Here is a 25,327-nt window from a genome sequence, read left to right as displayed (position 1 = left end):
AAAGGCAAGAACCATGATTGAAAAACAAAATGCCATTTGCTTAAAAAACCGCGGAATTATTCAAATTACAGGCGAAGAAGCAACAGATTTTCTGCAATCCCTGATAACGACAGATGTAAAAAAAATCAGCCCACAAGAAATTTTCCCTGGAGCCCTCTTATCGCCACAAGGAAAAGTTCTTGCTGATTTTCTTATCGGCAAAAAAGAAGATGGTTATCTGATTGATATTATGATGCCTTTAGCTGATATGCTCCACAAGCGCCTGTTGCTCTATAAGCTGCGTAAAAAAATAGAAATTACACAACCATTACAAGAGCTTGTTACAGTTTCTTGGAAGAATGAATCAGATACTTTAAATTTTGATTCAAGTTTTGTTGATAAACGCTTCCCAGAAAAAGAAAAAATAATACGAATCTATGGTAAAATGTCTTTTTTGGCTTCAGAATATCATAACATATGGAATCAATTGCGTATCCGTTATGCAATTGCAGAAAGTGGTCAAGATTATGAAGTCGGCAAAGTCTTTCCTCATGATATTAATTACGATCAAATCAATGGACTTGCATTCAACAAGGGGTGTTATATTGGACAAGAAGTTGTTTCACGTATGCACCACCGCCGGGCAGCACGTCGCCGTATTTTGATTGTAAAAGGTCAGTGTAAATTAACTCCTCAATCTAGCATTGTAGCAGGAACAAAAGTGCTTGGATACTTGGGAACATGTGTAGAAAATGAGGCTCTTGCTTTAATGCGTATTGACCACGTTAAAGATGCTATGGATCATAACATCCCCTTTACTGTAAAAAACATTCCTATCACTATAAGTATTGCTGAAAATATGAATTTTACCTTTCCTGAAAATACCATAGAAAACGCTCATGGCTAAAGCTGAATTATTAAAAAGTGGAGAAGCACGCGCTTGGCAGAGAATGCTTTCTGGACGGCGACTTGATCTTCTTAATCCTTCTCCTTTTGATGTTGAAATTGAAGATATTGCCCATGGACTTGCCCGCATGGCACGTTGGAACGGTCAAACACGTGGAGAACACACTTATTCTGTTGCACAACATTCAATTGTGGTTGAACAAATATTTCAAAAACTTTTCCCGCAATCACAGTGCAACGAATGTCTTTATGCTCTTCTTCATGATGCACCGGAATATGTCATCGGCGATATGATTTCACCCTTTAAAGCTGTCATAGGAAAACAATATGAGCACACTGAAAAACGCATCCAAGATGCTATCCACATGCGTTTTTCTCTTCCTGTTGATCTTTCTCAAAAACTTTTAAAAAAAATCAAACAAGCCGACCGTATTGCTGCCTATTATGAAGCGATTACGCTTGCTGGATTTAATACAGAAGAAGCCCTTCGCTATTTTGGCTCTCCCAATAATATTCTACCCGATGATCTTAATTTATCCCCCTATTCCACACAACACATTGAAAGCGCATTTTTAACGCGCTTTAATGACTTGGATACCCAAAGATCATATTAAGATTCCTCGCATTATCTATTTCTTGTCATTACAATTGAATATAGAGCGGCTTTTCTCCATTCATGGCTCAAATATATTTATACAAAAATAAAGCCAGCGCCTTTTTTATTATTATTCTATGAAATTTGCACTTCTACAATTACTATTCTTACAACCTGTAACTTACAAAAATATTATCGATCCCAAAGATTTACTACAACATACTCTCAGCGGCAACCTCAAAAAATATGTATTTATGCGCTCATAACGTATAAAAGTAATGAAAAAAACAGCATTCAAATTACATACAAAAATATATGAAATCATGCACGTTTATTATCAAAACAACTCATATTTTCTTTTCAAATTTTTCATCTTAAACTGAAATTTATTTTAGTTTATAAACCTCATTATCTGCTGGGAAAGCACGAGATGTAACATCCTCTGCATAATTCTTGATTGCAGTTTCCATGGCTTGTTCAAGGTCTCCATAACGGCGTACAAATTTTGGTACATGGGCACCATAACCTAACATATCTTCCATAACCAATACTTGCCCATCACATTGATTGGACGCCCCTATACCGATCGTAGGGATAGAAAGCTTATCTGTCAGTTTCACCGCTAAAGGTTCAACCATTGCTTCTAAAACAACAGCAAAAGCACCTGCCTCTTCAATCGCTGCTCCATCTGCTTCAATTCTTTGCCAATCACTCTCCTTGCGTCCTTGTGTTTTGAAACCACCAAAACGATTCATTGCTTGGGGTGTGAGACCGATATGCCCCATCACTGGAATGCCACGTTTACACAAAAAATCTATTGTTTGGGCTATATAAACGCCCCCTTCAAGCTTAACTGCACCACACCCCGTTTGTGCAAGAATGCGCGATGCATTTAAAAAAGCTTGCTCTGGACTTTCCTCATAAGACCCAAAAGGCATATCGATAACAACAAGAGCTTTTTGAGACCCTCGCACCACAGCTTTCCCGTGTGAAATCATCATATCTAAATTAACAGGAAGCGTTGTCTCAAACCCATACACAACCATCCCAACGCTATCACCAACCAAAAGGATATCGCAATATGGATCAGCAATCCGCGCAGTATAAGCTTGATAAGCTGTTAAAGAAACAATTGGCTGTTGTCCCTTTCTTGCACGTATTTCGGAAGATGTTATACGCTTTACGGTTTTATGTACACTCATTTTCCACCCTTCTCTTGCAATATATATTGATCAATCAGCCTTACTTCACCAAAGCGGACAGTAAGGAGTAAAACCGCCGGTTTATTCAATGTTCCTTTAACCACGCATAAAGTTTTCATATCCCGTAAATCTATCGCTTCAATGATTGCACGCGTTTCTTGTTGTAAAATATCACGAACAGTTTTGCATAATTTATCAACCGACCGTTCACCTTCATGATAAAGCTTTTCAGCAGCTTTTCCACTTTCAGGAATAATTTTGGCAGCTTTACGATCTTCTAATGTTAAAAGCTGATTGCGTGAAGAACAAGCTACACCATCTGACTCCCGTAGAATAGGAACTCCAACGATTTCAATAGGAAAAGCCAAATCTTCAACCATACGCCGAATAATTAAAATTTGTTGAAAATCCTTTTCCCCAAAAAAAGCCTTATCTGGTTGGACAATGTTAAAAAGTTTAGCAACAACGCTTGTTACACCACAAAAATGCCCCGGACGTAATTTTCCCATCAAAATACGTGATAATTTTTTCACTTGTACAATTGTATCATTCCCCAGTGGCCACATTTCATCTACAGAAGGAGCAAAAACACATTCAACACCTGCTTCTTTTAACAAAGCACAATCGCCCTTCAAATCTCTTGGATATTGAGAAAAATCTTCATGAGGTCCAAATTGCTTTGGATTGACAAAAATAGAAACCACTACGCGATCACACTCTGCCCTTGCACACTGTACTAATGCAAGATGACCGTCATGTAACGCCCCCATTGTTGGAACAAAACCAATCGAAAGACCTAAACGTCGCGCCTCTGAAGTATATCGGCGAACTTCAGCAATTGTCTTTAAAATTTTCATTTTTCCATTCTATTCAATTATCATCAGATCAACCAATTAATGCCTGTACACCAAATTGGCGCTCAAACAATTGTATCATATTCATGCGCACTGACGGCTGCTTTATATCTCGTGGCTCCCAGACATGACGCATAAGAAAAAAACCTGTTAGTATAAAACCATTGATTATGTCACTAAAATCAGCAGGACGAGTCATTCTTTGTACAAGAAACTGTGGTAGAATGAGAAGCTTTTTTTTCCAAGGTTCTCCTGCTTCTTCACAGACAGCCCGACCAGATTTTGGTGATACGTAATGAAGCCTTTCCTGACGACCTGTTGCAGCACAACAAGATAAATCAAGACCAAAACCAAGTTCTTCAAGAAGCCGCATTTCAAAACGTACCAGCAATTCCGCATTTACAAATGGTTCATCAAAGTTCTGCATAAAAAGGTGTAAAATATCATATAAAATGGGGTGGGGATCACGCTCGGGAAGAAGCCGTAAATGAAAAGCTATCAATTGCAAAGCATAAAGTGCTTCTGGTAGACAGATTAATCGTGCCGCATGTAAATCAAGAGCTTCAAGCCGAAAAAGTCCCAAATGTTCATCTAAACGCGCCCACCATTCAGCCTCCACAAAATTTCCAGGTTGAAGAAGAGCTGCCATGCGACGCGAGCGGCCCCCTTTTACCACTCCCATATAACGACCGCGTTCACGTGTCATGATCTCAAGAATAACACTTGTTTCACCATATTGGCGTGTACCAAGAATAACGGCTTGTTCTTTCCACTTCATTTTACTTTAATTATTTTTTAAAAATCTTATTTTAAAAAATCCAATCCCATTTCACGATAACGTTCTGGATCGGTATCCCAATTATCGCGCACTTTCACAAAGAGAAAAAGATGCACCTTTTGATCCATAATTTCCATGAGTTCTTTACGTGCTGCTTGTCCAATCGCTTTAATTGTACCGCCTTTTGCTCCTAAAACAATTTTTTTCTGACTCTCACGCTCGACATAAATAACTTGATTAATTTTAACGGAACCATCTGAACGCTCTTCCCAGTTTTCTGTTTCAACCGTTGAGGAATAAGGAAGTTCATCATGAAGACGAAGAAAAAGTTTTTCACGCGTAATTTCAGCAGCAAGATGACGCATGGGCATATCAGAAATTTGATCTTCCGGATAATACCATGGCCCCTCCTGCATCATATTACTCAACGCATGAAGTAAATCCTTGCAACCAGAACCGTTTAGAGCAGAAATCATAAATGTTTGCGCAAACTTTACACGTTCATTTATTTTAGTGGTTAACGCTAGAAGAGATGATTTAACAACTGTATCAACCTTATTAAGAACAAGAACTTTTTCTTGTTTCAGATTGTTTACAATATCTAACATCATATCAACTTCATCCGAAAGACCATTTTGAGCGTCGATTAAAACGAGTAGAACATCAGCGCTCTTAGCCCCTCCCCAAGCAGCAGAGACCATGGCTCGTTCTAAGCGCTTATGGGGACGAAAAACACCCGGTGTATCGACCAACACAATTTGCACATCATCATGAATGACAATACCGCGGATTAAAGTGCGGGTTGTTTGTACCTTATGCGTTACAATTGAAACCTTTGTTCCAACCAATTGATTAACCAGTGTCGATTTACCGGCATTAGGCATCCCAATAAGCACAACAAACCCAGAACGCGTTTTCATAACGTCACTCATGATCATTTTTTCCCACTGTTTTCCATACACCCTCTCGTCGCAAAATTTTTTCAGCTGCCATTCTTTCGGCATATCTTTTGGAGCTTCCCTGCCCAATCTCTGAAGCAAACCCAGAAATACTGACCTCTACCATAAAAACAGGATCGTGATCTGGACCTGAACGTTTGATAACCTGATAATGTGGTTGTGCATTGCCTTGGATATGTGCCCATTCCTGTAATTCTGTCTTGGCATCACGTCGACCAGCATCCATTTTCTTTGCCCGACTTTGCCAATATTTTTGAATAAAAGGGCGAACGCTTTCCAAGCCTCCATCGAGATATATTACGGCAATCAAAGCTTCCACGACATCTGCATGCATATTGATGAGTCGACGCCCCTCAAAACTTTTCATCTCAAACCCGACATGGATCATATCAGGCAGCCTCATTTCGCGCGCAATATCAGCACATGTCTGCGCATTGACCAGATGATTCAAACGGACTGATAATTCACCTTCACTTGCCTGAGGAAAAAGTTGATACAGCATCTCTGCAATCAAAAGCCCTAAAACCCGATCACCTAGAAACTCTAATCGTTCATAATTCCCCTGTTCCGAATCTTGTACACTTGAATGTGTTAATGCCCTTTTTAATCTCTCTTCATCTTTAAAACGATGCCCTGTCAGCTTGAAAAGCTGATCAATCATGAGACGTTTCATCGTTGTTTCCTTGCTTGATAAGCGGCAAATCATGAACCGTATTTATGAAAGAAAACAAACGCTTCCAACGCACATCAAATGGCCAGCGCCAAATCTGCCAAGCACTTGAACCATTACTGATAGAAAAGAAAATCACGCTCGCGCGACCAATAAGATTTTCTTCTGGAACATAGCCTACATCTAAACGACTATCATCTGAATTGTCGCGGTTATCTCCCATCATAAAGTAATGTCCTTGAGGAACTTCAAAGACTTCTGTATCATCAACTTTTGGGATGAAAGCTAAATCAAGTGTATCATAACTAACACCGTTAGGCATTGTCTCACGATAAACCTCAACAGGATAGTTAACCTCTGTTATATCAGAATTATCAATCTCCCCTATAAAGTGACGTGAAACAGCCTCATCATTAATATAAAGGACACTTTGACGGACTTGTATACGATCACCTGGTAACCCAACAACGCGTTTTATATAATCAATCTTCGGATTACTTGGTAAGCGAAAAACGACCACATCTCCACGTTGAGGTTGAGATGCCCAAATACGTCCAGAAAAAAGGGGAGGAGAAAAGGGAAGGGAAAAATGAGAATACCCATATGCATACTTAGAAACAAACAGATAATCCCCCACAAGCAAAGTCGGACGCATTGAACCGGAAGGAATACTAAACGGCTGGAAAAAAAGTGTCCGAATAAACGCTGCTAAAAGCAGAGCCTGTATTAAAACAGAAATAAATTCACGAATCCCACCTTTTTTATGCACTTTATCTTTTTCGATCATCACCAACTGCCTTCTCATCACCAGATATAACTTTTTTTCATCATAATATTCAAATAACAAAAGCACAATCTCTCACACCGTCTATCCACGTGGAAGTGCTTCAATAATAATAAATGCCTGTGCCCAAGGAAAATCATCTGTTATACTAAGATGAATAACTGCCTCATGATGAGGAGGTAATAATTTTTGAAGTTGCACTTGCGCACGATTTGTTAATTGCATTGTTGGTTTACCAGATGGCAAATTAACTACCCCCATGTCTTTCCAATTGATACCACAAGCGATTCCTGTTCCTAAGGCTTTAGCACATGCTTCTTTAGCAGCAAATCTTTTTGCATAGGAAGAGGAGCTTTTTTTGAGATTTTCAGATCTATTTTTTTCAATATCCGTAAAAATACGTTGGATAAAACGCTCACCATAACGAACCAACATTTTCTCAATACGTCGTATATCAACCAGATCATTTCCAAGACCAACAATCATAAGATATTACCCGATCTTTCTTAAATTTATTTCTGTTTTAATACAGGCGATGAATGCTTCTTTTAACGCCTTTTTTTTATAATCTTTTGATATCGCTTTTGTTTAAAACGAACCGTTGCTCTGTAAACACCTATATAAGATAAACCACCAAAAATAATACCTAAAAGAGTTCCACCTAAAATCATAGGACTCATAATTGTGTCCCATGCGCCTTTAAAGAGGAGAGAGAGATTTGACAATGTCAAACCATTAAATAGAGCACGAATTTGCGAAAGAGAAATCTCTTTGACATCGCTAAAAAGTGATAAACAAAAATACCCTACTTTATAATCAGCCATGATAATCAATAAAAATGTGAGTGGATTAGAAAAAATCGTCCCAATGATTGCGGCAGCAAAGTTTGCACGCAAAAGCCAAGAAAAAAATATTGCCAAAATAATATGCAGCCCAAAGAAAGGGGAACAAGCTAAAAAAATGCCAACAGCAACCCCTAATGCTACTTCATGCGGTGTTGCTGATATACGCAAAATACGTTTATATATGTAGCAAAATGAGCGAGAAAATGAACGACGTGGCCATAACCAAAGTCGAATACGCGTTACAAAATCTATTGGTTCTCGACGACGAAAAAGCATATGACTCTCAATATACATCTTTTGATAATGAAATAACCTATATTATCCAAATTAATCTTTTTAAGCTTTTGCACAAAAAAAAATAGAACAACAATTAAATATTTCGACTACCTGGCTTAATCGCTGGAAGAATAGAAAGCTCTGCAGGAAGAGCATCACTAGCATAAGAGGTTATCTCGTATTCAGCAAGCGCAATCAATGGAACTCCAACATTGACCTTACCACCAGAACGATCAAGAATACATGCACTGGCCAATACCTCTGCTCCTGCTGCAACAAGCGCTTCAACAGTCTCACGAATGGAAAGACCCGTTGTCACAATATCTTCAACAATAACAACCCGTGCACCCTTCTTGATTTCAAAACGACGCAATTCAAAGATGCCATTTACACGCTCTACCCAAAGAGAAGGAACACCAAGGTGACGTGAAGTTTCATAGGAAGGAATAAGACCGCCAATTGCGGGACCAACAACATAATCAATTTTTCCATCGATAGATGTTTTAATTTTTTCAGCCAATCCACGACATAACTTTTCCGTCAAGTCAGCATGCATGAATACTTTCGCTTTTTGCATATAAATCGCACTATGGCGCCCCGATGTTAAAATAAAATGCCCTTCTAGAATGGCATCTGCTTGTTTAAAAATATCAATGACATCTTGTGTATTCATTGCAAAATCTTTCTTTTTATCCATGAACCCGCCGTACTGTACTGACTGAACCTGCCTCTTTTAACTGAGAAAAAATACGATTCAAATGTTTTAAATCCCACACTTCCAAATCAATCATAATTTCTGTAAAATCTGGTGCTGTACGGATAAAAGATAAATTTTGGATATTGGCATCGTTAGCAGAAATTATTTGTGTAATTTCAGCCAGAGAACCAGGACTATTTACAACCAAAATATTCATCCGTGCAGGAAAACGTTCATTCATTTGGGCATCAATATCCCAGCGGACATCAATCCATCGTTCTGGCTGATCATCATACGCCATCAAAGCTGAAGACTGTATTGGATAAATAACGATCCCTGCTCCTGGCTGCATAATACCAACAATCCGATCTCCAGGTACTGCTCCTTCCGGTGAAAAACGTACGGGTATATCTCCACGGGTTCCTCTAATAGGCAAGGCTTTAGATTGATGATTCTCGACCATTGCATTCTTTTCATTTTCTGGAACTTTAAAAATCATACCTTGAGCATTTTCAATATTAAACCAACCTTCTTCCCCAGGCTTAAAAGAGGACTTTTGTACTACACGGTGATCTTGATAATCAGGATAAACCGCTTTAATCACATCAGCGGAAAACAGCTCTCCACGCCCAACAGCAGCCAATACATCCTCGACATCTTTACGTGCTAAACGTGGCAAAACTTTCTTCAAAAGGTCTTTTGAAAATTGCTTTCCCATATATTCAAATGAACGCTCGAGAATACGATATCCTAAGCCCGAATATTGTTTACGTACCGCTGCACGACTTGCTCGTCGAATAGCTGAACGTGCTTTACCTGTGACAACAAGAAATTCCCATGCTGCTGGCGGAATTTGAGCGTGTGAGCGAATAATATCAACCTCATCACCATTTTTTAATTTGGTCATTAAAGGCATAATACGACCATTGATTTTTACACCCACACAAGAATCACCAATGTCTGTATGGACGGCATAAGCAAAATCAATAGGCGTAGCTCCTTTAGGAAAAGCAATTAATCGACCTTTCGGCGTAAAACAAAAAACTTGGTCCTGAAAAAGCTCAAGTTTTGTATGTTCTAAAAACTCTTCTGGATTATCTCCATCAGACAAAGATTGTATCGTTTGACGCAACCATGCATAAGCATTCGTTTCACTTGATAACTTCAAAGTCGAATAATTGGAACCGTGCTCTTTATATATGGAATGAGCAGCAACCCCATATTCAGCAACTTCATCCATAGCAGCCGTTCTAATTTGCAACTCAACACGTTGTCTTGAAGGACCCACGATTGTTGTATGAATAGAACGATAATCATTTTGCTTTGGTATAGAGATATAATCTTTAAAACGACCAGGAACCATTGGCCATGTCGTATGAATGACACCAAGAGCACGATAACAATCATTCACGGACTCAACAATCACACGAAATCCAAAAATATCCGATAATTGTTCAAAAGAGAGTGCTTTACTTTCCATTTTGCGAAAGACTGAATAAGATTTTTTTTGACGACTTTTAACATCTGCTTTAATGCCATTTTCGAAAAAAAGTTTTGTCAATTCATTTTCAATTGTGGAAAGCAAATCACGGTTGTGTTTCAATAATTCAGAAAGTCGATTGGTAATCGTACGATAACCTTCTGGATTTAAATAAAAGAAAGAGAGATCCTCTAATTCCTCACGCATATCCTGCATACCCATACGGCCTGCAAGTGGCGCATAGATATCCATTGTCTCCTCAGCAATTCGCCGACGTTTATCATCACGCATAACACCAAGGGTACGCATATTATGAAGACGGTCAGCGAGTTTGACTAAAAGAACACGAACATCATCAGAAATAGCAATAAGAAGTTTACGAAGATTTTCTGCCTGTACAGCTTTCTTTGATACAAGATCAAGCTTATTAAGCTTTGTAAGCCCTTCAACCAACTTCCCAATTTCAGAACCAAAAAGCTGATCAATTTCTGCTCGTGTAGCGCTTGTATCTTCAATTGTATCATGCAAAAGAGCAACAGCAATCGTTGCCTCGTCCAACCGCATATCTGTTAAAATAGCAGCAACTTCTAAAGGATGAGAAAAATAAAGATCACCTGACGCACGCTTTTGATGTGCATGCTTTCTCATTGCATAATCATAGGCCCTGTTTAAAAGAGCCTCATCTACGTCAGACTTGTAACGTTGAACACGTCCAACAAGCTCACACTGACGCATCATACGAGCATATCCTTTATCTTTTCACACCTCTAATCTTCATTGAACATGTCCTATCAATAAAAGACAAGAAAAATAATTGCTCCTTACATGACAAGGTATTTTTACTCCTGTAACATAAATTGCTGCAATTAATAATCGTCACTTTTTTCTGGAACAACCAAACCTTCAATACCAGCTAAAAGCTCTTCTTCTGACATATGATCAAATGAAGTACCTTCTTCTTGCGATGACGTATTAAAAACACTTTCAGCTTCACCTGAATGGGTAATAAATTCACTTGCCATTTCTGGCTCATCTACTTCCACATGCTTTTGCAGCGAATGAATAAGATCTTCCTTTAAATCAGCAGGCGACAATGTTTCTTCTGCTATTTCACGCAAAGCAACAACTGGATTTTTATCATTATCACGATCAACCGTAATCTGCGCTCCTTGTGAAATCTGACGCGCCCGATGACCTGCTAAAAGTACCAATTCAAAGCGGTTGTCAACTTTATCAATACAATCTTCTACCGTTACGCGGGCCATTTATGCCTCTTTCTCAAATAAAAAAATTTAATAGCGAATAAAGGAGTATATACAATAATCAAAATAAAACACAAGAAAAACAACACAAGCTTTTATATTTTTTGATTAAAGAACTTATTTAAGAAAATTCTTGGAAAATTTATAAAATGTATAACCTATTCATGTTTGTTATCAAAACTTCTTTTAAAAGCATTCCAATAGATTGACTTCAAACAAAGGTCGGTCTTTCTTGACAAAATACTTGTCTGGAGTCCTTATCCTTTTAAAAGGAATACCAGCTGTTTAAAATCCTTTGCAATAACGGCAGCCTTATGCATACTTTTATGATAATATCTTTGTCTAAAGAGAGAACTTTTTTCTTTGAACATCATGTGTATTGCACTCTTATTCATCGAATAAATTACTGAAAGACTACCTCTCTTTACACAATAATGAGCAATAAGTTTATATTAAACTTTCTTCTAAAAAAGTTTATTTATATTCACTATAGATTGTTTATCAAAACATAGCCCATCATATACGCTATAAAAGACTCAAAAAAATAGAAAATCGATTGATGCCTAACACCATGAATAGCCAATTAACATCACTTTGCCCAGAACCACCCCAAAATTGCAATTTATGCCCTAGGCTTCATCAATTTATCGCTGACTGGCGTGTAAAAGAACCAAGTTGGTATAACGCACCGGTGCGTCCATTCTTTCCTTATAAAGGGCCAGACACAACACGCCTTCTTATTGTTGGGCTTGCTCCTGGATTACGCGGAGCAAATCGAACTGGACGTCCATTTACTGGTGATTATGCTGGGCACTTACTTTATTCAACTTTAAAAAAGTTTGGTTTTGCCAAAGGAACCTTTGAAGAAAGAGCAGACGATACTCTTGAACTTATTGATGCAGCAATTGTTAACTCTGTTCGTTGTGTTCCACCAGAAAATAAACCCACCGGTGCAGAAATTAACACATGCCGTTATTTCTTCTCACCTCTTTTAACAAATCTTCCCAAACTTAAAGCCGTTATTACCTTAGGCACCATTGCGCACCATTCTACGATACGTGCCCTTAATGCAAAAGTTTTAGCTCATCCTTTTGGACATGGTGAAATCAATAATATTGGCAGATTACGCATCTTTTCAAGTTATCACTGTTCTCGTTATAATACAAATACTGGACGTTTGACAGACGCCATGTTTCATCAAATCTTTCAAGCAGCAAAAACATACTTAGATCAATGCTAAAACTGTTTTAAACAGCGCTATGAATAAAGAATATCTAGATCGCACCCATCAGCCATACCTTTTTAAAAGTCTTGCTTTTTCACGTCCCCAATCGCGTTTTTTTTCTGTTTCGCGCTTATCATGAAGCTTTTTCCCTCGCGCTAGAGCGATCTCCAACTTAACGCGCCCTCGTTCATTAAAATAAAGTTTAAGAGGAACAAGTGTCATTCCTTCACGAGACGTTGCATTAAAAAAACGTGCCATCTCACGTTTTGAAAGTAATAATTTGCGCAAACGTCGTGGTTCATGATTAAAACGATTAGCCTGCGTATATTCAGGAATATAGCTGTTTACTAACCATAATTCCCCATTTTCAAAACTCGCATAGCTTTCAGCAATATTGGCGTGATTGGAACGTAAAGACTTTACTTCCGCTCCCTGAAGAACAAGACCCGCCTCAAGATTATCGAGAATTTCAAAATTAAAACGTGCTTTACGATTGTCAGCAATTATTTTCCGTACGGGCGCGTTCTTTTTTTTATTCATGGCTTTGTCAATATCATTTTACGCTTTTAAAAGACCAGCATGACTGAGGGCTGCATCAATAATCTTTTTTGTTCTTTCTGTTAATGGAACAATAGGAGAACGCACAGTATCACCACAAAACCCTAATTTTGCAGCAGCATATTTAATACCTGCTGGACTAGGTTCAATAAACACAGCACGATTAAGAGGCATCAAGCGATCATTTAATTCTCGTGCTGTTTTATAATCACCACGAAAACAAGCGGCTTGAAGCTCTGCACAAAGCTTTGGAGCAACATTAGAGGAAACTGAAATACACCCAACACCTCCATGTGCATTAAAACCTAACGCCGTACAATCATCACCGGAAAGCTGCACAAAATCTTTTCCACACTTTTCACCTTGTTCACTAACGCGCTCAATTCTGCTCGTTGCATCCTTAACACCAATGATATTGTTAAAATCTTGATAAAGGTCTTTCATCGTTTCTACAGCCATATCGATAATAGAACGACCAGGAATATTATAAATTATAATTGGAATAGAAACAGCTTTGGCAATGGAAGAAAAATGCTTGTATAAACCAGATTGATTTGGTCTATTATAATAGGGAGTGACAACCAAAACTGCATCTGCACCAGCTTTTTGCGCGTATTGTGCAAGCTCTACAGCCTCGCTTGTGCTATTTGATCCCGCTCCAGCAACAACAGGAACACGCTTTGCAACCTGCTCAACACACAATTCTATAATCCGCTTATGTTCTTCATGACTTAACGTTGCTGATTCACCTGTTGTCCCAACAGGGCTTACACCGTTAATCCCTTGTGTGATCTGCCATTCAACAAAATCACAAAACGCCTTCTCATCAATTGCGCCCTTGTTATCAAACGGTGTGATAAGCGCAGTTATAGCTCCCTTGAGCATGATAAACTCCCTATAATATTTGCTTTTATTTTTTTATAATCGCCTTTTATAAATTTTAAATAGAGCATAATCTTGCTCTATCATTGAAGCAAGATGAATTTCAAAAAAAGCCCTCATAAGATGAAAATGTCCCTCCTTAAATGTTGAACATTTCTTCAAAACAAGCCGTCTGTATTAACGCGTTTTTCACGCTTGTGTTCTATAAATCCTTAAGTTTTTACAAAAAGCAAGGTCTCAAGGTCTTTTCTCTATGCGTGTATTTTCCACCTCTCTTTTCGTATCAACCTTTACTGCACTTATACTGGCAGTAAGAATTTTATTTTCAAGTGCATATGCACAAACACCCCTTTTGCAAGGAAAAGCGCCAATCCCTTTGGTTCGCCCTACTCCCTTTACCGCAAAAGAAGCTCAAGAATCTCTTCAACAGATACACACGACATCACACAATACTGCTACACTTCAGCAACTAAAAGCTGGGCTAGATGCACTAGCAAACAACAATATTGCAAAAACAATAAATCTTCGAAATTCAATGGAAACACATAGCCTTGATCGTCATATTTTGACATGGGCGCTGGGGGTATCAAACCAAGCGAATATACCAAGTTCTGAAATATTTAATGCAATCAACATGCTAAAAGGATGGCCAGGTATAGAAACGATGCAACGCAATGCTGAACGTGCTTTTCTTAATGAAACCAACGTCACACGCGCAATCATCCAAAAATTTTCTCATCACCCGCCCCAAACAGCACAAGGGATGGCTCTCTTCGCTAAAGCACTTATCGCAACGGGACAAACCACTCGTGCTCAACACGTTATTGCGCCATGGTGGCATAAAACACAGCTTAATGCAAAAGAAGAAGTATTTGTTCTTAAAAATGCAAGCGCTGCATTAAAACCTATTGATCATTTGAAACGCATGCAGTTTATGCTGTATGCACATCGTTTTGATTCAGCAGCACGCGTTGCAAAATTAGCCCATGCTCAATCTCTTTTTAATGCTTTTGTGGCCGTTGAAAAAAATGATCCTAGAGCTACACAAAAATTAAAAGCTGTAGAGAGATCATGGCAAAAAGATCCTCTTTTTCAGTTTGCTCGAATACGCCATCTTCGACGAACAGAGCAATATGATGCAGCAGCAGCACTCATGATGAAAATATCAAAAGATGCATTCCGCCTTATGAACCCTCATTCATTGTGGAAAGAACAACGCGCCCTTTCTCGTGAAATGCTCGATTTAAACAAACCAAAAATTGCTTATCAACTTGTTGCAATGCACACTGGTATAACATCTGCATTAGCCGTCGATGCTGAGTTTCATGCAGGGTGGTATGCACTACGGTTTCTTCATAACCCTAAATTGGCAATGCAGCATTTTTCACGTATTCCTCAACTCTCTTCTTTACCTTTTTATGCATCACGTGGATATTACTGGATGGGACGAACAGCAGAAACGCTAGAAGAACATAAAAATGCCCAGCAATACTTTCATCGCGCAGCTCATTTTGGTGCAACTTACTATGGTCAATTAGCCGCTGCACGACTTAACCAAAAAAAGCTTAAAATTTTCTTTCCCAAACCAACAACCGCTGAGCGACAACATTTTAGTGCACGAAAAGCGATCAAAGCAATTCAACGTCTTGAAGCAGCCGGCTATGCTGATTTTGCTAAAATTTTTTATAGAGAGCTCGGAAAAAAAATAGAAAGCCCAGGTGAATTAGCTCTTCTGGCTGTTATGGCAGAAAAAAATGGAGACTATTATACCAGCCTCAAAATTGGAAAAATGGCTGCTTTTCAAGGGAAAAACGTCGGGGCACTTTCTCATCCTCTGGGAGCTATACCAGCTTCTGCTCATATTTCTGTAGAAGAAAAATCGCTTATCTATGCCATTGCACGCCAAGAAAGCGAATTTAATCCAACAGCCATATCAAAAGCAGGTGCACAAGGTATACTCCAATTGCTGCCTACAACAGCAAAAGCACTGGCAAAAAAATACTCAATCGCATGGTCTCCTCAAAAATTTAGCAGTGATGCTCATTATAATGCAACATTAGGTGCCCATTTTCTCAATGAACAATTAGAACGTTTTAATGGATCCTATATACTAACCCTTATTGGCTATAATGCGGGTCCCCGTCGAGTCAATGAATGGATAAAACGTTATGGCGATCCTCGAGGACAACCTCTCGATAACGTCATTGATTGGATTGAGCGTATTCCTTATACAGAAACACGTAATTACGTGATGCGTGTCATGGAAAATTATGGTGTCTACAAAGCAAGACTCACTGGGAAAATAGATATAAAAACCGACCTGCTTTCTGGTCACCCCAAATAATATGCCTTAACTTCCCAAATAGCATTTGAAATGCGTTCACAAGAAGTGTTTTTATTCCTTTTTAAATAGTACCCACATACCAACCTTCTTAGGATATATAAAAAAGTAATTTTAATTAATTCAGTATTAATAAATTCGAAATGAGAAAACCCTCCGCTATTTTGGTCTTTTATTCCAAATACAAAATGATGAATTATCATTATAAATCAACATGTCGTACAAATAGTTCATTTCTTCTCAACATAAACGACAATATCATAGAGATTACAAATATAAGAAAAGAGTGAAACAAATAGCTCATCCTTTTACTGCTGCTTATTAGACAATATTCAAATCTTGTGAAACAGCATTTTTTAAAAACTATTTTTTCTGCTTATAACACTTCTACACCAAATAAGAGGTTGTTATATATATCGTTTGGATTATCTCTGATAACAGAATGACAGACTCATTGAGTTAGAAAGCCTTTAAAGACAAACAATTTTCTTCTGCATCTTCCCTTTTCATTCGGTTTTACGACTTTTAAATATGTCAATATCTTTTAATAATGAAGATGAAATTTTGCTTTTTGTTTTTCTCATTTTTACATATAAGCTTTACATATAAGCTCACATCTTTCACACAAAACAAAGCACCCCAAAATAGTATGTTTTTCTTGTTTATATTCTTGTTTTATTTTAATGTTTCTAAGTCCATTTTACAACAGTGTATCTGAAAAGTACTTACGAAAATCCTCTTACGAACGGTATAAAAATCGATTAGACACGATTAACCTTTACTTAATAAAAGCTATAGCTCTATCATCCCATAACTCCCAATGTTGCAACAACCCTTTCATTTAGAGCATTCATAAGAAGTATATTCGCTGCTTTTTAGAAGTTTTTATCCATGCTCCCCCTCAACTTATATCATAAGTAAGCGAATGGCTTTGATTAATTCAACGTCAAAAAAATTAGAACAAACTATATTTTAACTTTCATTAAAATTATAAACAATCATTATAAATCAATATATTATAAGAAAAGCGCCCCGCATAAAAAATCAGCTAAATATTAGGGATACTCTGATTGTTTTATTCACTTTTGATGGTGGCGGTGGTGGAAAAGAACCAATGCGTTGAAGTGCCGCCATCGCTAATCGATCAAGTTCTGGATCACCAGCAGAGACTGCTACACGACTAGAAAAAATACTCCCCTGCTCATGTACCATAAATTCTAACTTCACCGTTCCTTTTGTACGACTGGTACGCTGTCCCACAATATAATTTTTTTGCCTTTCTAATTGTGACTGTACCTTTGCTAACCACTCCATTAACAATATATCTTCAGCCCCTGCTGTACCGCTACCCTTATTGGTGGAAGAAGAACGTACTGCCTTTGCATTGAAGCGCTTTACTACAGCCTTTGGCATCGGTATTGTTTTTTTGATAAACGCTTTATGTTCCACTTTTTGAGGAAAGGCTTCTTCCAAAGGCTTTAAGTCATCTTGTTCTACCATATGCTGTGGTTCTTCCGGTTGAACTTCAGCCACGGATTCCAATTCCTCTGACTCCTTCTCTAGGAGATCAGACTGTAATACTTCTGGCTCTGTATTAATATCCGACTCTGTATGAATATCTGGCAAGTCTGTATCAACATCCGAATGTACAGTTTCTTGCACAAAAGTTAGCATAATCTCCGACGAAAGTAAGTCATTACTTACACCAGTACTTTGAAAATAAAACTGCGCTCCCAATAATATATGCAAAAAGAAAGCTCCAACAAATGCACCAATCCAAAGAGTTAATAATTGCTTCGTATTTGCAAAATTCATCGTTTCTTCTGCCACTATTTTAAGCTTAATATTGGTGTTCAATCTCATTAAAACAGGCTATTTTGAAATTGCAACTTTTTTCTTGACTGATTTTGTCATGTTTAATATGGTTTCCTAGTGATTTTGTGTTATTGGCAAAATCATTTTTGCTTGGCTGGCAAGTTTTAATCAGCGGGTCCAGCCTTTTTGTTATAAAATAAAATTTCAAAACAGAGAGGGGATGTTTAAAAAGGTTGTGATGTGTTATGCAAATAAGACGAAAAAATATCTATAAAAGCTGTGTGATTTTAAGTGCATTATCGGTCTGTATACCTTCATTTGTTTTTGCACGAAATAAAGATGGAGGTGCTATCACTGAACTTAAACCAATAGTTATTGAAGAGAAAAAAATAGGGACGGCCTTGGATTCGGTCAGTGTTCTGACAGATCGGAAAACCGCGAAGGATATTCGTGAAAAACAAATAACTGATGCCTATGATATTAGTCGTCTTTATCCAACTGTGGGCTATAACCCAGGAAATAACAGTTTTGTCATTCGTGGTTTAGAAGCAAACCGTGTTCTCACAACAATGGATGGTATTGTTCTTCCATGGTTCAATGATATATTGCGTGAGAACAGTGGTAACACAATGTTTGACTTTAGTGCACTTTCCACACTCGATGTTATTCAGGGATCAGATTCTAGTTTTTATGGATCTGGTGCACTAGGAGGAGTTGTTGCGTTGCGTACCCTTGATCCTGAAGATCTTATCACAGAAGGAAAAAATTGGGGTGGTCTGATAAGAGGTGGTTATCATTCTGTCGATAATAGTTGGCACGTAGATCAAGCTGTTGCAATGCGTGCTCAACAAACGTTTTTGCTTTTCCAAGGGTCTTATGCTGACGGTCATGAGCGCAAAAATATGGGAACCCTAGAAGGCTATGAAGAACGCACACGTAAAAACCCTGCTCATTTTGATCAAAATAATTTGCTCTTTAAAATTCACCAATACCTTGATGACAATCACCGCCTTGGTTTTACAGCAGAGCGTTTTGGTCACAATATTGATACACATTCATTGAATGCTTCTAAAAGATATTATGCCCCTAGTTCTGTTTATAATAAGGACGAAAAACTCCGTGAACGCCTTTCTCTTTCTTATGACTATAACGGCAATGAAGATGCATTTTTTGATGCATTTCGTGGGCAGATTTATTGGCAAAGACAGTCAAGTCATGATATTATGACTGCAGTTCGTGTTAAGGCCCCCACAGGGGATTTTTTGAGAGATAATTTTTTGCGTAATACCAATTATGGTGTCAACGCTGACGCTCTCAAAAAAGTTCATATTGGTACTGTAGATCATACGTTAAAGCTTGCGGCCAATGTCTTGTCATCTAAATTGCATCATTATTTGTTAGGGAAAGATAATTGTCACTTGGCGGAAAATGCACGGGGGTGCCTCTTTGTACCCGCTAATCGGTCAGATTCACCAGATACAAATGGCTATAATTTGGGTTTTGTTTTCGAAGATGAAATTGGCTTTGCTGATAACCATTTCCGTATAACACCTGGAATTCGTTATGATTGGTATGCGTATGTCCCTCAAAAAACGTCCTCTTATAAGAAAGCTCTGATTTCTGACAAATTTCCTCCAGAACGAAATGGGTCACGTTTTTCCCCCAAATTACGTGTAGAGTGGGATGTTCATGATCAAATAACACTTTATGCTCAATGGGCACAAGCTTTTCGGGCACCACGTGTTGCAGAACTTTACGTCTCTTATATAAAACCCCCTGCTTATTACTCGAAGGGCAACCCTGATCTTAAAGCAGAAACAAGCAATGGGTATGATGTTGGTATAAAGTATGGAAATGTAAATTTTGGTGGTTCCTTCAATGCCTTTTTCAATCAATATAAGAACTTCATAGATACTGAGGATAGAGGGCCATCAGAAGAATTTAAATTTGCGCGTCGGCATTACATGAATCGTTTTCACGTGCAAATTTTTGGTGTTGAGACAAAAGCCCATTTAGTTCTTAAAAATGGTTTTCATAGCAATGTTGCTCTTGCTTATTCACAAGGAAAAGATCTTGATAAAAAGGAGTATCTTAACTCAATTCCTCCTTTGAAAGCAGTTATCGGATTAGGATATGCAAAAGAGGTTTGGGGAAGCGATATTATCCTTACTTTGGCAGCCAAACGTGACAAAGTAGCCGGAGAATCTGATTACCAAAAAATTCCAGGATATCATGTCGTTGATATGACAGGGTGGTGGAAACCACTCGGTGAAACGGGACCTATTTTAAGAGCTGGTGTTTATAATCTTTTCAATACAAAATATTGGAATGTATCTGAACTTCCTTCAGGTAAAAGTTCAACACCAAAAGATTATTATAGCCAACCTGGTCGTAACTTTAAGGTGTCGTTTGTACAAAAATTTTAGTTACTTTTGTTAACCATTAGATCAATTAAAAAGGTTATGTCGATAAAAAATAAATTATTGCGTTTCTGTTCTTCTTGTTTTTTAAACAACATATTTTGCGGTTTACGCTTTAACTTTTGTAATTTATCGGTTTTTATTGTTCTATTGTTGATAAAACAAGGGCTTATTTGGTAGTAGGTTGAACCATTAGTTGATAGTGGTTCAACTTACTGTCTTTGAGTTGAAAAATTAAACACTTAACCCTCAAATAGGTAGCATAAGGATAAGCCCATGTCATACACAGCCAAAACGATTATTCGCTTGCGTGAAGAAAAAAAAGAGATGCGTAACCGCGATTTCGCGGATTCTATTGGTATATCCGAAGCAGAACTCATCGCGGCTTATTGTACAATCGGAAAAGCAAAAAAATTATACGCTGATGTCGCTACTTTCTTGGAAAATGCTCCTAAACTTGGCACAATTATGGCATTGACACGGAATAATAATGCTGTCCATGAAATAACAGGATGTTTTGAGAAGATTGTTCAAAGCCAGCACATCCCGATAACACTCGGTGAAATTGACTTGCGTATTTTTTCAAAACAATGGAAGTTTGGTTTCGAACATGATGTGATTATTCTTGGAACACCTATGAAAAGTTTGCAATTCTTTGATCAATATGGCATTGCCATTTTCAAACTCTATTCTAAAGACGCAACTAATATGGAAGAATGGGCTGCACTTGTTGAAAAGTTGCTTCATGACGATCAATCACCTGTACTTGATATTTCTCCCGTTCCTACTCCAGTACAATGTGATACGACAAAGCTGGATGTTGAAAAGTTCCAAAATCGTTGGCGACAGATGACTGATGTGCATCAACTTCATGAGATTATTTCTGAACTGAAAATTAATCGACATGATGCTGTAAAACATGCCGGAAATGAGTTTGCCGATGAGTTAAAAATAGAAGCTGTTGAAATGATGCTCAAACAAGTTGCACAAGAAGAGTTACCAATTATGTGTTTTGTTGGTAATAAAGGATGTATCCAAATTTTCACTGGGCAAGTGAAGAACATTAAGCAAATGGGACCTTGGCTTAATGTTCTCGATCAGAAATTTCACCTCCATTTACTCGTTTCTGGGATCAATAAAGTATGGCGTGTTCGCAAGCCTACGACTGATGGGTATGTCAGCTCACTTGAAGTTTTCGATAAAGATGATGAGATGGTTATTCAATTCTTTGGCGTGCGCAAGGAAGGTCAAAAAGAACGTGAAGATTGGCGCTCTTTATTGAATCGTTTGCCATCGTGCCAAGAAAACAGCAGTAACTAAGATAGGGTAAGGTTGAACATGTTCAGATCTCTTTTACATAGGTTATCAAACCTTTTTCTTATGTGTTTATTTCTCTCTCTTACTTGTTTTTCTAAACAAGTAATTGCTGAACCTGCAACGCGTTTTCCTGAAAATGCTCGAATTGTTTCTATCGGCGGAGCACTTACAGAAATTATCTATGCATTGGGAGCCCAAGATCAACTTGTCGCCCGTGATAGTACGAGCGTCTACCCACAAGAAGCACTCAAACTTCCTGTGCTTGGATATATGCGTGCTCTTTCACCTGAGGGGGTTTTATCACTTGCTCCAGAGGGCATATTACTTGTTGAAGGAAGCGGTCCTGCTTCAACAATTGATATTCTCAAAAAAACATCAATACCTCTGGTGATCATACCAGAAAACTACTCTCGTGAAAATGTGATAGAAAAGATTCGCCTCGTTGGCCAAGCTATTCAGCGGGAAGTGCAAGCCGCTGCGTTGATTGAGAAATTGAAGCGTGATTTTTTAGACAACGATGCGCTTTTGGCGAAAGTAACAAGACCAAAGCGTGTTCTTTTTGTTTTCTCTGTGCAAAATGGACGTGTCATGGCATCTGGAACAGGTACTGCAGCTGATAGTATGATCAAACTTTCAGGCGCTATCAATGCTATCACCGATTATAAAGGATATAAACTTCTCAACGGCGAAGCGTTATTGAAATCAGATCCCGATGTTATCTTACTTGTAAAACATGGTGCAAAATCAACCAGCATTGATAAGATTTTAGCCATACCGGCAGTTCAAGCAACAACTGCAGCGAAAAATCATGCCATAAAACAGATGGATGCTATGTATTTTTTGGGATTTGGTCCACGCACTGCAGACGCATCAAGAGAGCTTATTGAGATACTTTATGGTGCACATCAAAACGGTAAGAGCTGATAAAAATGGTAAACGGTACATCTAGGATGCATTTACCTAAAGAAAAAGAAGGTAAAAAAATAAACCGTTCAAAGCAGGGGAAGATTTTATTATTAGGCTTAATAATATTCCTTATTTTCAGTATTTTTGGTGGGCTCTTGAATGGTGCAGCAAAGGTTTCTTTCGTTGATCTCCTCCATATGATGCTTACACAAGACTTTTCGGTAAGTAGTAAAACGCGTGATTACCTCGTGCTCATCGACATAAGGCTTCCCCGTGTTATCTTGGGATTATTGATTGGAGCAGCTTTAGCTGTCTCCGGTGTTCTTATGCAAGGGCTTTTTCGTAATCCTCTTGCTGATCCCGGAATTGTAGGTGTGTCAGCAGGTGCTGGACTTGGAGCAGTCTTAGCAATTGTTGTCGGTATTGCTTTTCCTGTTTCATTTGCACCTTTTCTAGAGCCTTATAAAGTTATCATAGGTGCTTTTTTTGGTGGACTTTTATCAACGATTATTCTCTATATAATAGCAACCCATAATAGCTTTACCTCTATTGCAACCATGTTGCTTGCGGGTATTGCTCTTGGTGCATTAAGCAGTGCAGTTGTCGGAACATTGATTTTTGTCGCAAATGACCAACAACTGCGTGATATCACTTTTTGGAGTCTGGGCTCTCTTGCAGGCGCTACGTGGTTGAAAGTATGGCTCGTTCTCCCTTTTATCGTTATTGGTCTTCTTTTCTCTCCCTTTTTATCACGAGCACTTAATGCCCTTGCTCTTGGAGAAGCTGTTGCTGGCCATATTGGTTTCCATATTCAACGCGTCAAAAATATTGCTATTCCCCTTGTTGCTCTTATGTGTGGTAGTGCTGTTGCTGTTAGTGGTGGTATTGGTTTTATTGGTATCATTGTTCCTCATATTTTACGTCAGCTCATTGGTCCTGATCATCGCTATCTCATTCCTTGCTCTGCTCTCTTGGGAGCAGCATTACTTATTTTTGCTGATATGTTTGCGCGCTTAATTGTTGCCCCCGCAGAATTGCCGATTGGGATTGTAACAGCACTTTTTGGTGCACCTTTCTTTCTATGGATCCTTATATGCAAACGAGGAACAGACTTTTCATGATTGAAGCAACAAATATTTGTGTTCAGCGCGGAAAAAAGCAGATTCTTAAACACATTAATCTTCAAGCTAAAAGTGGTGCTTTTACCATTATTATTGGTCCTAATGGATCAGGAAAAAGTACTTTTATCAAAGCTTTGAGTGGTGAAATTCCTTACAGTGGAAAAATAACCTTAAATGGTTATAATGTATGCCAAACAAAAACTCATGAAATGGCAAAAATGCGCGCTGTACTACCACAATCAACAACGCTCGTATTTCCATTCTTAGTCCATGAAGTTGTAGAGCTTGGCCTTTCTGTAAACCAATTTAGCATTGCCAAAGCCGAATTGCAAAATCTTATCCAGAAAGCTTTAGAGTGCGTTGACCTTTCTGATTATGGCAACATGTATTATCACCAATTATCAGGCGGAGAACAAGCTAGAGTGCAACTTGCCCGTGTACTTTGCCAAGTCTGGAAACCTGTTCATAATGGGATTCCTCGCTGGATGATATTAGATGAACCTATTGCTAGCCTCGATATTCAACATCAAATCATCGTTATGGATATTGCTAAACAATTTGCCCATTCTGGTGGCGGCGTTCTTGCTGTTCTTCATGACCTCAATCTCGCGGCACATTATGCAGATAACATGATCTTGCTCAAGGAAGGTGAGATTTATTGCGAAGGAAATGCAACTAATGTTTTGACAACACAAAATCTCCGCGATGTTTATCATTGTTCTTTAAACGTTTCTGAATTACCTAAAGAAGATATCCCTTTTATACTCCCTCAAACGGCATCCTCCTATGAGAATTAGATCTCTAAGCTATCGGCTTCAATCTAAAAACTAAAGTCCATAGCAAAATAAAACATGCAAATATTCAAGAATCTTTTTTATTTTTATATGAACTCCTTTTTGTCATCTATCATTAAAAAAGAAGACCAAGCACCCTAAAGATATTTTGGGAAAAAATACCAGTTTAAAATCTTTTAAGATTTTACGTAACTAAAAACATGTGAAATTTTATTTGCTATCAAACTGTTAGATCATACAAATTTATACAACATAAACATGCGTTTTCCCACTCTTTCTATCACTTTTATCTTTATAAAAATGATTCAAGAAATGCGTATAAATGCCTTTGTTATAATAACGGAGTGTATTATTTATATCTTCTAAGGACCATATAGAAATCAAGTACCTTTCTCCCCTCCATAAAAGATTTATTTGTAGCTTTAAAGGTAATGTTTTCTTTATAATACATATACTTTAGCTTTTTTTTATAAATAAATATTGATTTATACTGATATTTTTTACTTTTCTCTCTCTATTAAAAAATTGTTTATTGGCATATCACAATGCAAAAACAATGCGGAATATAGGGAGGAAGAGAGAATATAGAAATAGCGTTTGTCTTCTGCTTCACAGGCATAATGATGATTCCACTCAAAGGAGTACTATCATTTATAGATAA

The 25,327-nt window shown here is 38.0% G+C and carries 23 protein-coding genes; 9 read left to right on the top strand and 14 right to left on the bottom strand.

The window, feature by feature from the left end:
- Nucleotides 1-13: 13 nt before the first annotated feature.
- Both ACFIJJ_RS01915 and ACFIJJ_RS01910 read left to right on the top strand, forming a co-directional pair.
- Nucleotides 14-886 (top strand): YgfZ/GcvT domain-containing protein, encoded by an 873-nt coding sequence (locus ACFIJJ_RS01915; protein ID WP_375622209.1) that lies wholly within the window; start codon nucleotides 14-16, stop codon nucleotides 884-886.
- Entirely contained in the window at nucleotides 879-1,499 is a 621-nt protein-coding gene (locus ACFIJJ_RS01910; RefSeq protein ID WP_375645768.1) for a YfbR-like 5'-deoxynucleotidase, read from the top strand. The genes ACFIJJ_RS01915 and ACFIJJ_RS01910 overlap by 8 nt, the downstream gene beginning before the upstream one ends.
- A 367-nt stretch (nucleotides 1,500-1,866) precedes the next feature.
- Here ACFIJJ_RS01910 and panB read toward each other — a convergent pair whose 3' ends face one another.
- The 11 genes from panB to rpoZ form a co-directional block, all read right to left on the bottom strand.
- Nucleotides 1,867-2,682 carry a 3-methyl-2-oxobutanoate hydroxymethyltransferase gene (panB, locus tag ACFIJJ_RS01905; RefSeq protein ID WP_375645767.1) on the bottom strand — a complete coding sequence of 272 codons (816 nt, stop codon included), beginning with the start codon at nucleotides 2,680-2,682 and terminating at the stop codon, nucleotides 1,867-1,869.
- Nucleotides 2,679-3,539 carry a pantoate--beta-alanine ligase gene (gene panC, locus ACFIJJ_RS01900; RefSeq protein ID WP_375645766.1) on the bottom strand — a complete coding sequence of 287 codons (861 nt, stop codon included), beginning with the start codon at nucleotides 3,537-3,539 and terminating at the stop codon, nucleotides 2,679-2,681. The genes panB and panC overlap by 4 nt, the downstream gene beginning before the upstream one ends.
- A gap of 28 nt (nucleotides 3,540-3,567) precedes the next feature.
- A complete protein-coding gene (gene recO / locus ACFIJJ_RS01895; RefSeq protein ID WP_375645764.1) occupies nucleotides 3,568-4,314 on the bottom strand; it encodes a DNA repair protein RecO in 747 nt (248 codons plus the stop codon).
- 26 nt (nucleotides 4,315-4,340) lie between these two features.
- Nucleotides 4,341-5,246, bottom strand: a complete 906-nt coding sequence (gene era, locus ACFIJJ_RS01890; RefSeq protein WP_375645763.1) for a GTPase Era — start codon at nucleotides 5,244-5,246, stop codon at nucleotides 4,341-4,343.
- Entirely contained in the window at nucleotides 5,239-5,946 is a 708-nt protein-coding gene (rnc, locus tag ACFIJJ_RS01885; RefSeq protein WP_375622215.1) for a ribonuclease III, read from the bottom strand. The genes era and rnc overlap by 8 nt, the downstream gene beginning before the upstream one ends.
- The gene (gene lepB / locus ACFIJJ_RS01880; RefSeq protein ID WP_375622216.1) at nucleotides 5,927-6,730 is read right to left on the bottom strand and encodes a signal peptidase I; all 804 of its coding nucleotides are present in this window, start codon (nucleotides 6,728-6,730) and stop codon (nucleotides 5,927-5,929) included. Before lepB ends, rnc begins: the two co-directional genes overlap by 20 nt.
- A gap of 81 nt (nucleotides 6,731-6,811) precedes the next feature.
- Entirely contained in the window at nucleotides 6,812-7,213 is a 402-nt protein-coding gene (acpS, locus tag ACFIJJ_RS01875; protein ID WP_375622217.1) for a holo-ACP synthase, read from the bottom strand.
- 62 nt (nucleotides 7,214-7,275) lie between these two features.
- Nucleotides 7,276-7,848, bottom strand: coding sequence for a DUF2062 domain-containing protein (locus tag ACFIJJ_RS01870; protein ID WP_375622218.1), 573 nt, complete (start codon nucleotides 7,846-7,848; stop codon nucleotides 7,276-7,278).
- Between the two features lie 94 nt (nucleotides 7,849-7,942).
- The gene (gene pyrE / locus ACFIJJ_RS01865; protein WP_375645802.1) at nucleotides 7,943-8,521 is read right to left on the bottom strand and encodes an orotate phosphoribosyltransferase; all 579 of its coding nucleotides are present in this window, start codon (nucleotides 8,519-8,521) and stop codon (nucleotides 7,943-7,945) included.
- A gap of 16 nt (nucleotides 8,522-8,537) precedes the next feature.
- On the bottom strand, nucleotides 8,538-10,763 hold the full coding sequence (locus tag ACFIJJ_RS01860) for a RelA/SpoT family protein (RefSeq protein ID WP_375622219.1): 2,226 nt from the start codon (nucleotides 10,761-10,763) through the stop codon (nucleotides 8,538-8,540).
- Between the two features lie 128 nt (nucleotides 10,764-10,891).
- Entirely contained in the window at nucleotides 10,892-11,290 is a 399-nt protein-coding gene (gene rpoZ / locus ACFIJJ_RS01855; RefSeq protein WP_273791104.1) for a DNA-directed RNA polymerase subunit omega, read from the bottom strand.
- 568 nt (nucleotides 11,291-11,858) lie between these two features.
- On the opposite strand from rpoZ, the gene ACFIJJ_RS01850 reads away from it, so the two are divergent.
- Nucleotides 11,859-12,527, top strand: a complete 669-nt coding sequence (locus ACFIJJ_RS01850) for a uracil-DNA glycosylase (protein WP_375622333.1) — start codon at nucleotides 11,859-11,861, stop codon at nucleotides 12,525-12,527.
- 48 nt (nucleotides 12,528-12,575) lie between these two features.
- On the opposite strand, the gene smpB is transcribed toward ACFIJJ_RS01850, so the two are convergent.
- Both smpB and dapA read right to left on the bottom strand, forming a co-directional pair.
- Complete coding sequence (smpB, locus tag ACFIJJ_RS01845; RefSeq protein ID WP_375622220.1) at nucleotides 12,576-13,052, bottom strand: SsrA-binding protein SmpB; 477 nt, start codon at nucleotides 13,050-13,052, stop codon at nucleotides 12,576-12,578.
- An 18-nt stretch (nucleotides 13,053-13,070) separates the two neighbouring features.
- Nucleotides 13,071-13,955: a 4-hydroxy-tetrahydrodipicolinate synthase gene (gene dapA / locus ACFIJJ_RS01840; protein WP_375622221.1), complete on the bottom strand. Its 885-nt coding sequence runs from the start codon at nucleotides 13,953-13,955 to the stop codon at nucleotides 13,071-13,073.
- Between the two features lie 250 nt (nucleotides 13,956-14,205).
- Here dapA and ACFIJJ_RS01835 point away from each other — a divergent pair, with 250 nt between their 5' ends.
- Nucleotides 14,206-16,296: a lytic transglycosylase domain-containing protein gene (locus ACFIJJ_RS01835; protein ID WP_375622222.1), complete on the top strand. Its 2,091-nt coding sequence runs from the start codon at nucleotides 14,206-14,208 to the stop codon at nucleotides 16,294-16,296.
- Between the two features lie 1,041 nt (nucleotides 16,297-17,337).
- Here ACFIJJ_RS01835 and ACFIJJ_RS01830 read toward each other — a convergent pair.
- On the bottom strand, nucleotides 17,338-18,108 hold the full coding sequence (locus ACFIJJ_RS01830; RefSeq protein WP_375622334.1) for a cell envelope integrity protein TolA: 771 nt from the start codon (nucleotides 18,106-18,108) through the stop codon (nucleotides 17,338-17,340).
- A 245-nt stretch (nucleotides 18,109-18,353) separates the two neighbouring features.
- Here ACFIJJ_RS01830 and ACFIJJ_RS01825 point away from each other — a divergent pair, with 245 nt between their 5' ends.
- From ACFIJJ_RS01825 to ACFIJJ_RS01805, 5 genes are all read left to right on the top strand, one after another.
- On the top strand, nucleotides 18,354-20,534 hold the full coding sequence (locus ACFIJJ_RS01825) for a TonB-dependent hemoglobin/transferrin/lactoferrin family receptor (RefSeq protein ID WP_375622223.1): 2,181 nt from the start codon (nucleotides 18,354-18,356) through the stop codon (nucleotides 20,532-20,534).
- Nucleotides 20,535-20,804: 270 nt separating this feature from the next.
- Nucleotides 20,805-21,848 (top strand): hemin-degrading factor, encoded by a 1,044-nt coding sequence (locus ACFIJJ_RS01820; RefSeq protein WP_375645762.1) that lies wholly within the window; start codon nucleotides 20,805-20,807, stop codon nucleotides 21,846-21,848.
- An 18-nt stretch (nucleotides 21,849-21,866) separates the two neighbouring features.
- Nucleotides 21,867-22,769, top strand: coding sequence for a hemin ABC transporter substrate-binding protein (locus ACFIJJ_RS01815; protein WP_375645760.1), 903 nt, complete (start codon nucleotides 21,867-21,869; stop codon nucleotides 22,767-22,769).
- 5 nt (nucleotides 22,770-22,774) lie between these two features.
- The gene (locus tag ACFIJJ_RS01810; RefSeq protein WP_375622226.1) at nucleotides 22,775-23,872 is read left to right on the top strand and encodes a FecCD family ABC transporter permease; all 1,098 of its coding nucleotides are present in this window, start codon (nucleotides 22,775-22,777) and stop codon (nucleotides 23,870-23,872) included.
- Nucleotides 23,869-24,669, top strand: a complete 801-nt coding sequence (locus ACFIJJ_RS01805) for a heme ABC transporter ATP-binding protein (RefSeq protein ID WP_375622227.1) — start codon at nucleotides 23,869-23,871, stop codon at nucleotides 24,667-24,669. The genes ACFIJJ_RS01810 and ACFIJJ_RS01805 overlap by 4 nt, the downstream gene beginning before the upstream one ends.
- Nucleotides 24,670-25,327 lie beyond the last annotated feature (658 nt).

The sequence above is a fragment of the Bartonella sp. TT29SHDZB genome (genome assembly GCF_042193395.1).
Taxonomy (GTDB): Bacteria; Pseudomonadota; Alphaproteobacteria; order Rhizobiales; family Rhizobiaceae; genus Bartonella.
Note: the sequence above shows the minus strand (reverse complement) of the source record. Positions and strands in the feature narration are given on the sequence as shown.

Coding starts and splice junctions, on each gene's coding strand:
- ACFIJJ_RS01915 (WP_375622209.1), top strand. CDS start 14: ATGATTGAAAAACAAAATGCCATTTGCTTAAAAAACCGCGGAATTATT.
- ACFIJJ_RS01910 (WP_375645768.1), top strand. CDS start 879: ATGGCTAAAGCTGAATTATTAAAAAGTGGAGAAGCACGCGCTTGGCAG.
- panB (WP_375645767.1), bottom strand. CDS start 2,682: ATGAGTGTACATAAAACCGTAAAGCGTATAACATCTTCCGAAATACGT.
- panC (WP_375645766.1), bottom strand. CDS start 3,539: ATGAAAATTTTAAAGACAATTGCTGAAGTTCGCCGATATACTTCAGAG.
- recO (WP_375645764.1), bottom strand. CDS start 4,314: ATGAAGTGGAAAGAACAAGCCGTTATTCTTGGTACACGCCAATATGGT.
- era (WP_375645763.1), bottom strand. CDS start 5,246: ATGAGTGACGTTATGAAAACGCGTTCTGGGTTTGTTGTGCTTATTGGG.
- rnc (WP_375622215.1), bottom strand. CDS start 5,946: ATGAAACGTCTCATGATTGATCAGCTTTTCAAGCTGACAGGGCATCGT.
- lepB (WP_375622216.1), bottom strand. CDS start 6,730: ATGATCGAAAAAGATAAAGTGCATAAAAAAGGTGGGATTCGTGAATTT.
- acpS (WP_375622217.1), bottom strand. CDS start 7,213: ATGATTGTTGGTCTTGGAAATGATCTGGTTGATATACGACGTATTGAG.
- ACFIJJ_RS01870 (WP_375622218.1), bottom strand. CDS start 7,848: ATGCTTTTTCGTCGTCGAGAACCAATAGATTTTGTAACGCGTATTCGA.
- pyrE (WP_375645802.1), bottom strand. CDS start 8,521: ATGAATACACAAGATGTCATTGATATTTTTAAACAAGCAGATGCCATT.
- ACFIJJ_RS01860 (WP_375622219.1), bottom strand. CDS start 10,763: ATGATGCGTCAGTGTGAGCTTGTTGGACGTGTTCAACGTTACAAGTCT.
- rpoZ (WP_273791104.1), bottom strand. CDS start 11,290: ATGGCCCGCGTAACGGTAGAAGATTGTATTGATAAAGTTGACAACCGC.
- ACFIJJ_RS01850 (WP_375622333.1), top strand. CDS start 11,859: ATGAATAGCCAATTAACATCACTTTGCCCAGAACCACCCCAAAATTGC.
- smpB (WP_375622220.1), bottom strand. CDS start 13,052: ATGAATAAAAAAAAGAACGCGCCCGTACGGAAAATAATTGCTGACAAT.
- dapA (WP_375622221.1), bottom strand. CDS start 13,955: ATGCTCAAGGGAGCTATAACTGCGCTTATCACACCGTTTGATAACAAG.
- ACFIJJ_RS01835 (WP_375622222.1), top strand. CDS start 14,206: ATGCGTGTATTTTCCACCTCTCTTTTCGTATCAACCTTTACTGCACTT.
- ACFIJJ_RS01830 (WP_375622334.1), bottom strand. CDS start 18,108: ATGAATTTTGCAAATACGAAGCAATTATTAACTCTTTGGATTGGTGCA.
- ACFIJJ_RS01825 (WP_375622223.1), top strand. CDS start 18,354: ATGCAAATAAGACGAAAAAATATCTATAAAAGCTGTGTGATTTTAAGT.
- ACFIJJ_RS01820 (WP_375645762.1), top strand. CDS start 20,805: ATGTCATACACAGCCAAAACGATTATTCGCTTGCGTGAAGAAAAAAAA.
- ACFIJJ_RS01815 (WP_375645760.1), top strand. CDS start 21,867: ATGTTCAGATCTCTTTTACATAGGTTATCAAACCTTTTTCTTATGTGT.
- ACFIJJ_RS01810 (WP_375622226.1), top strand. CDS start 22,775: ATGGTAAACGGTACATCTAGGATGCATTTACCTAAAGAAAAAGAAGGT.
- ACFIJJ_RS01805 (WP_375622227.1), top strand. CDS start 23,869: ATGATTGAAGCAACAAATATTTGTGTTCAGCGCGGAAAAAAGCAGATT.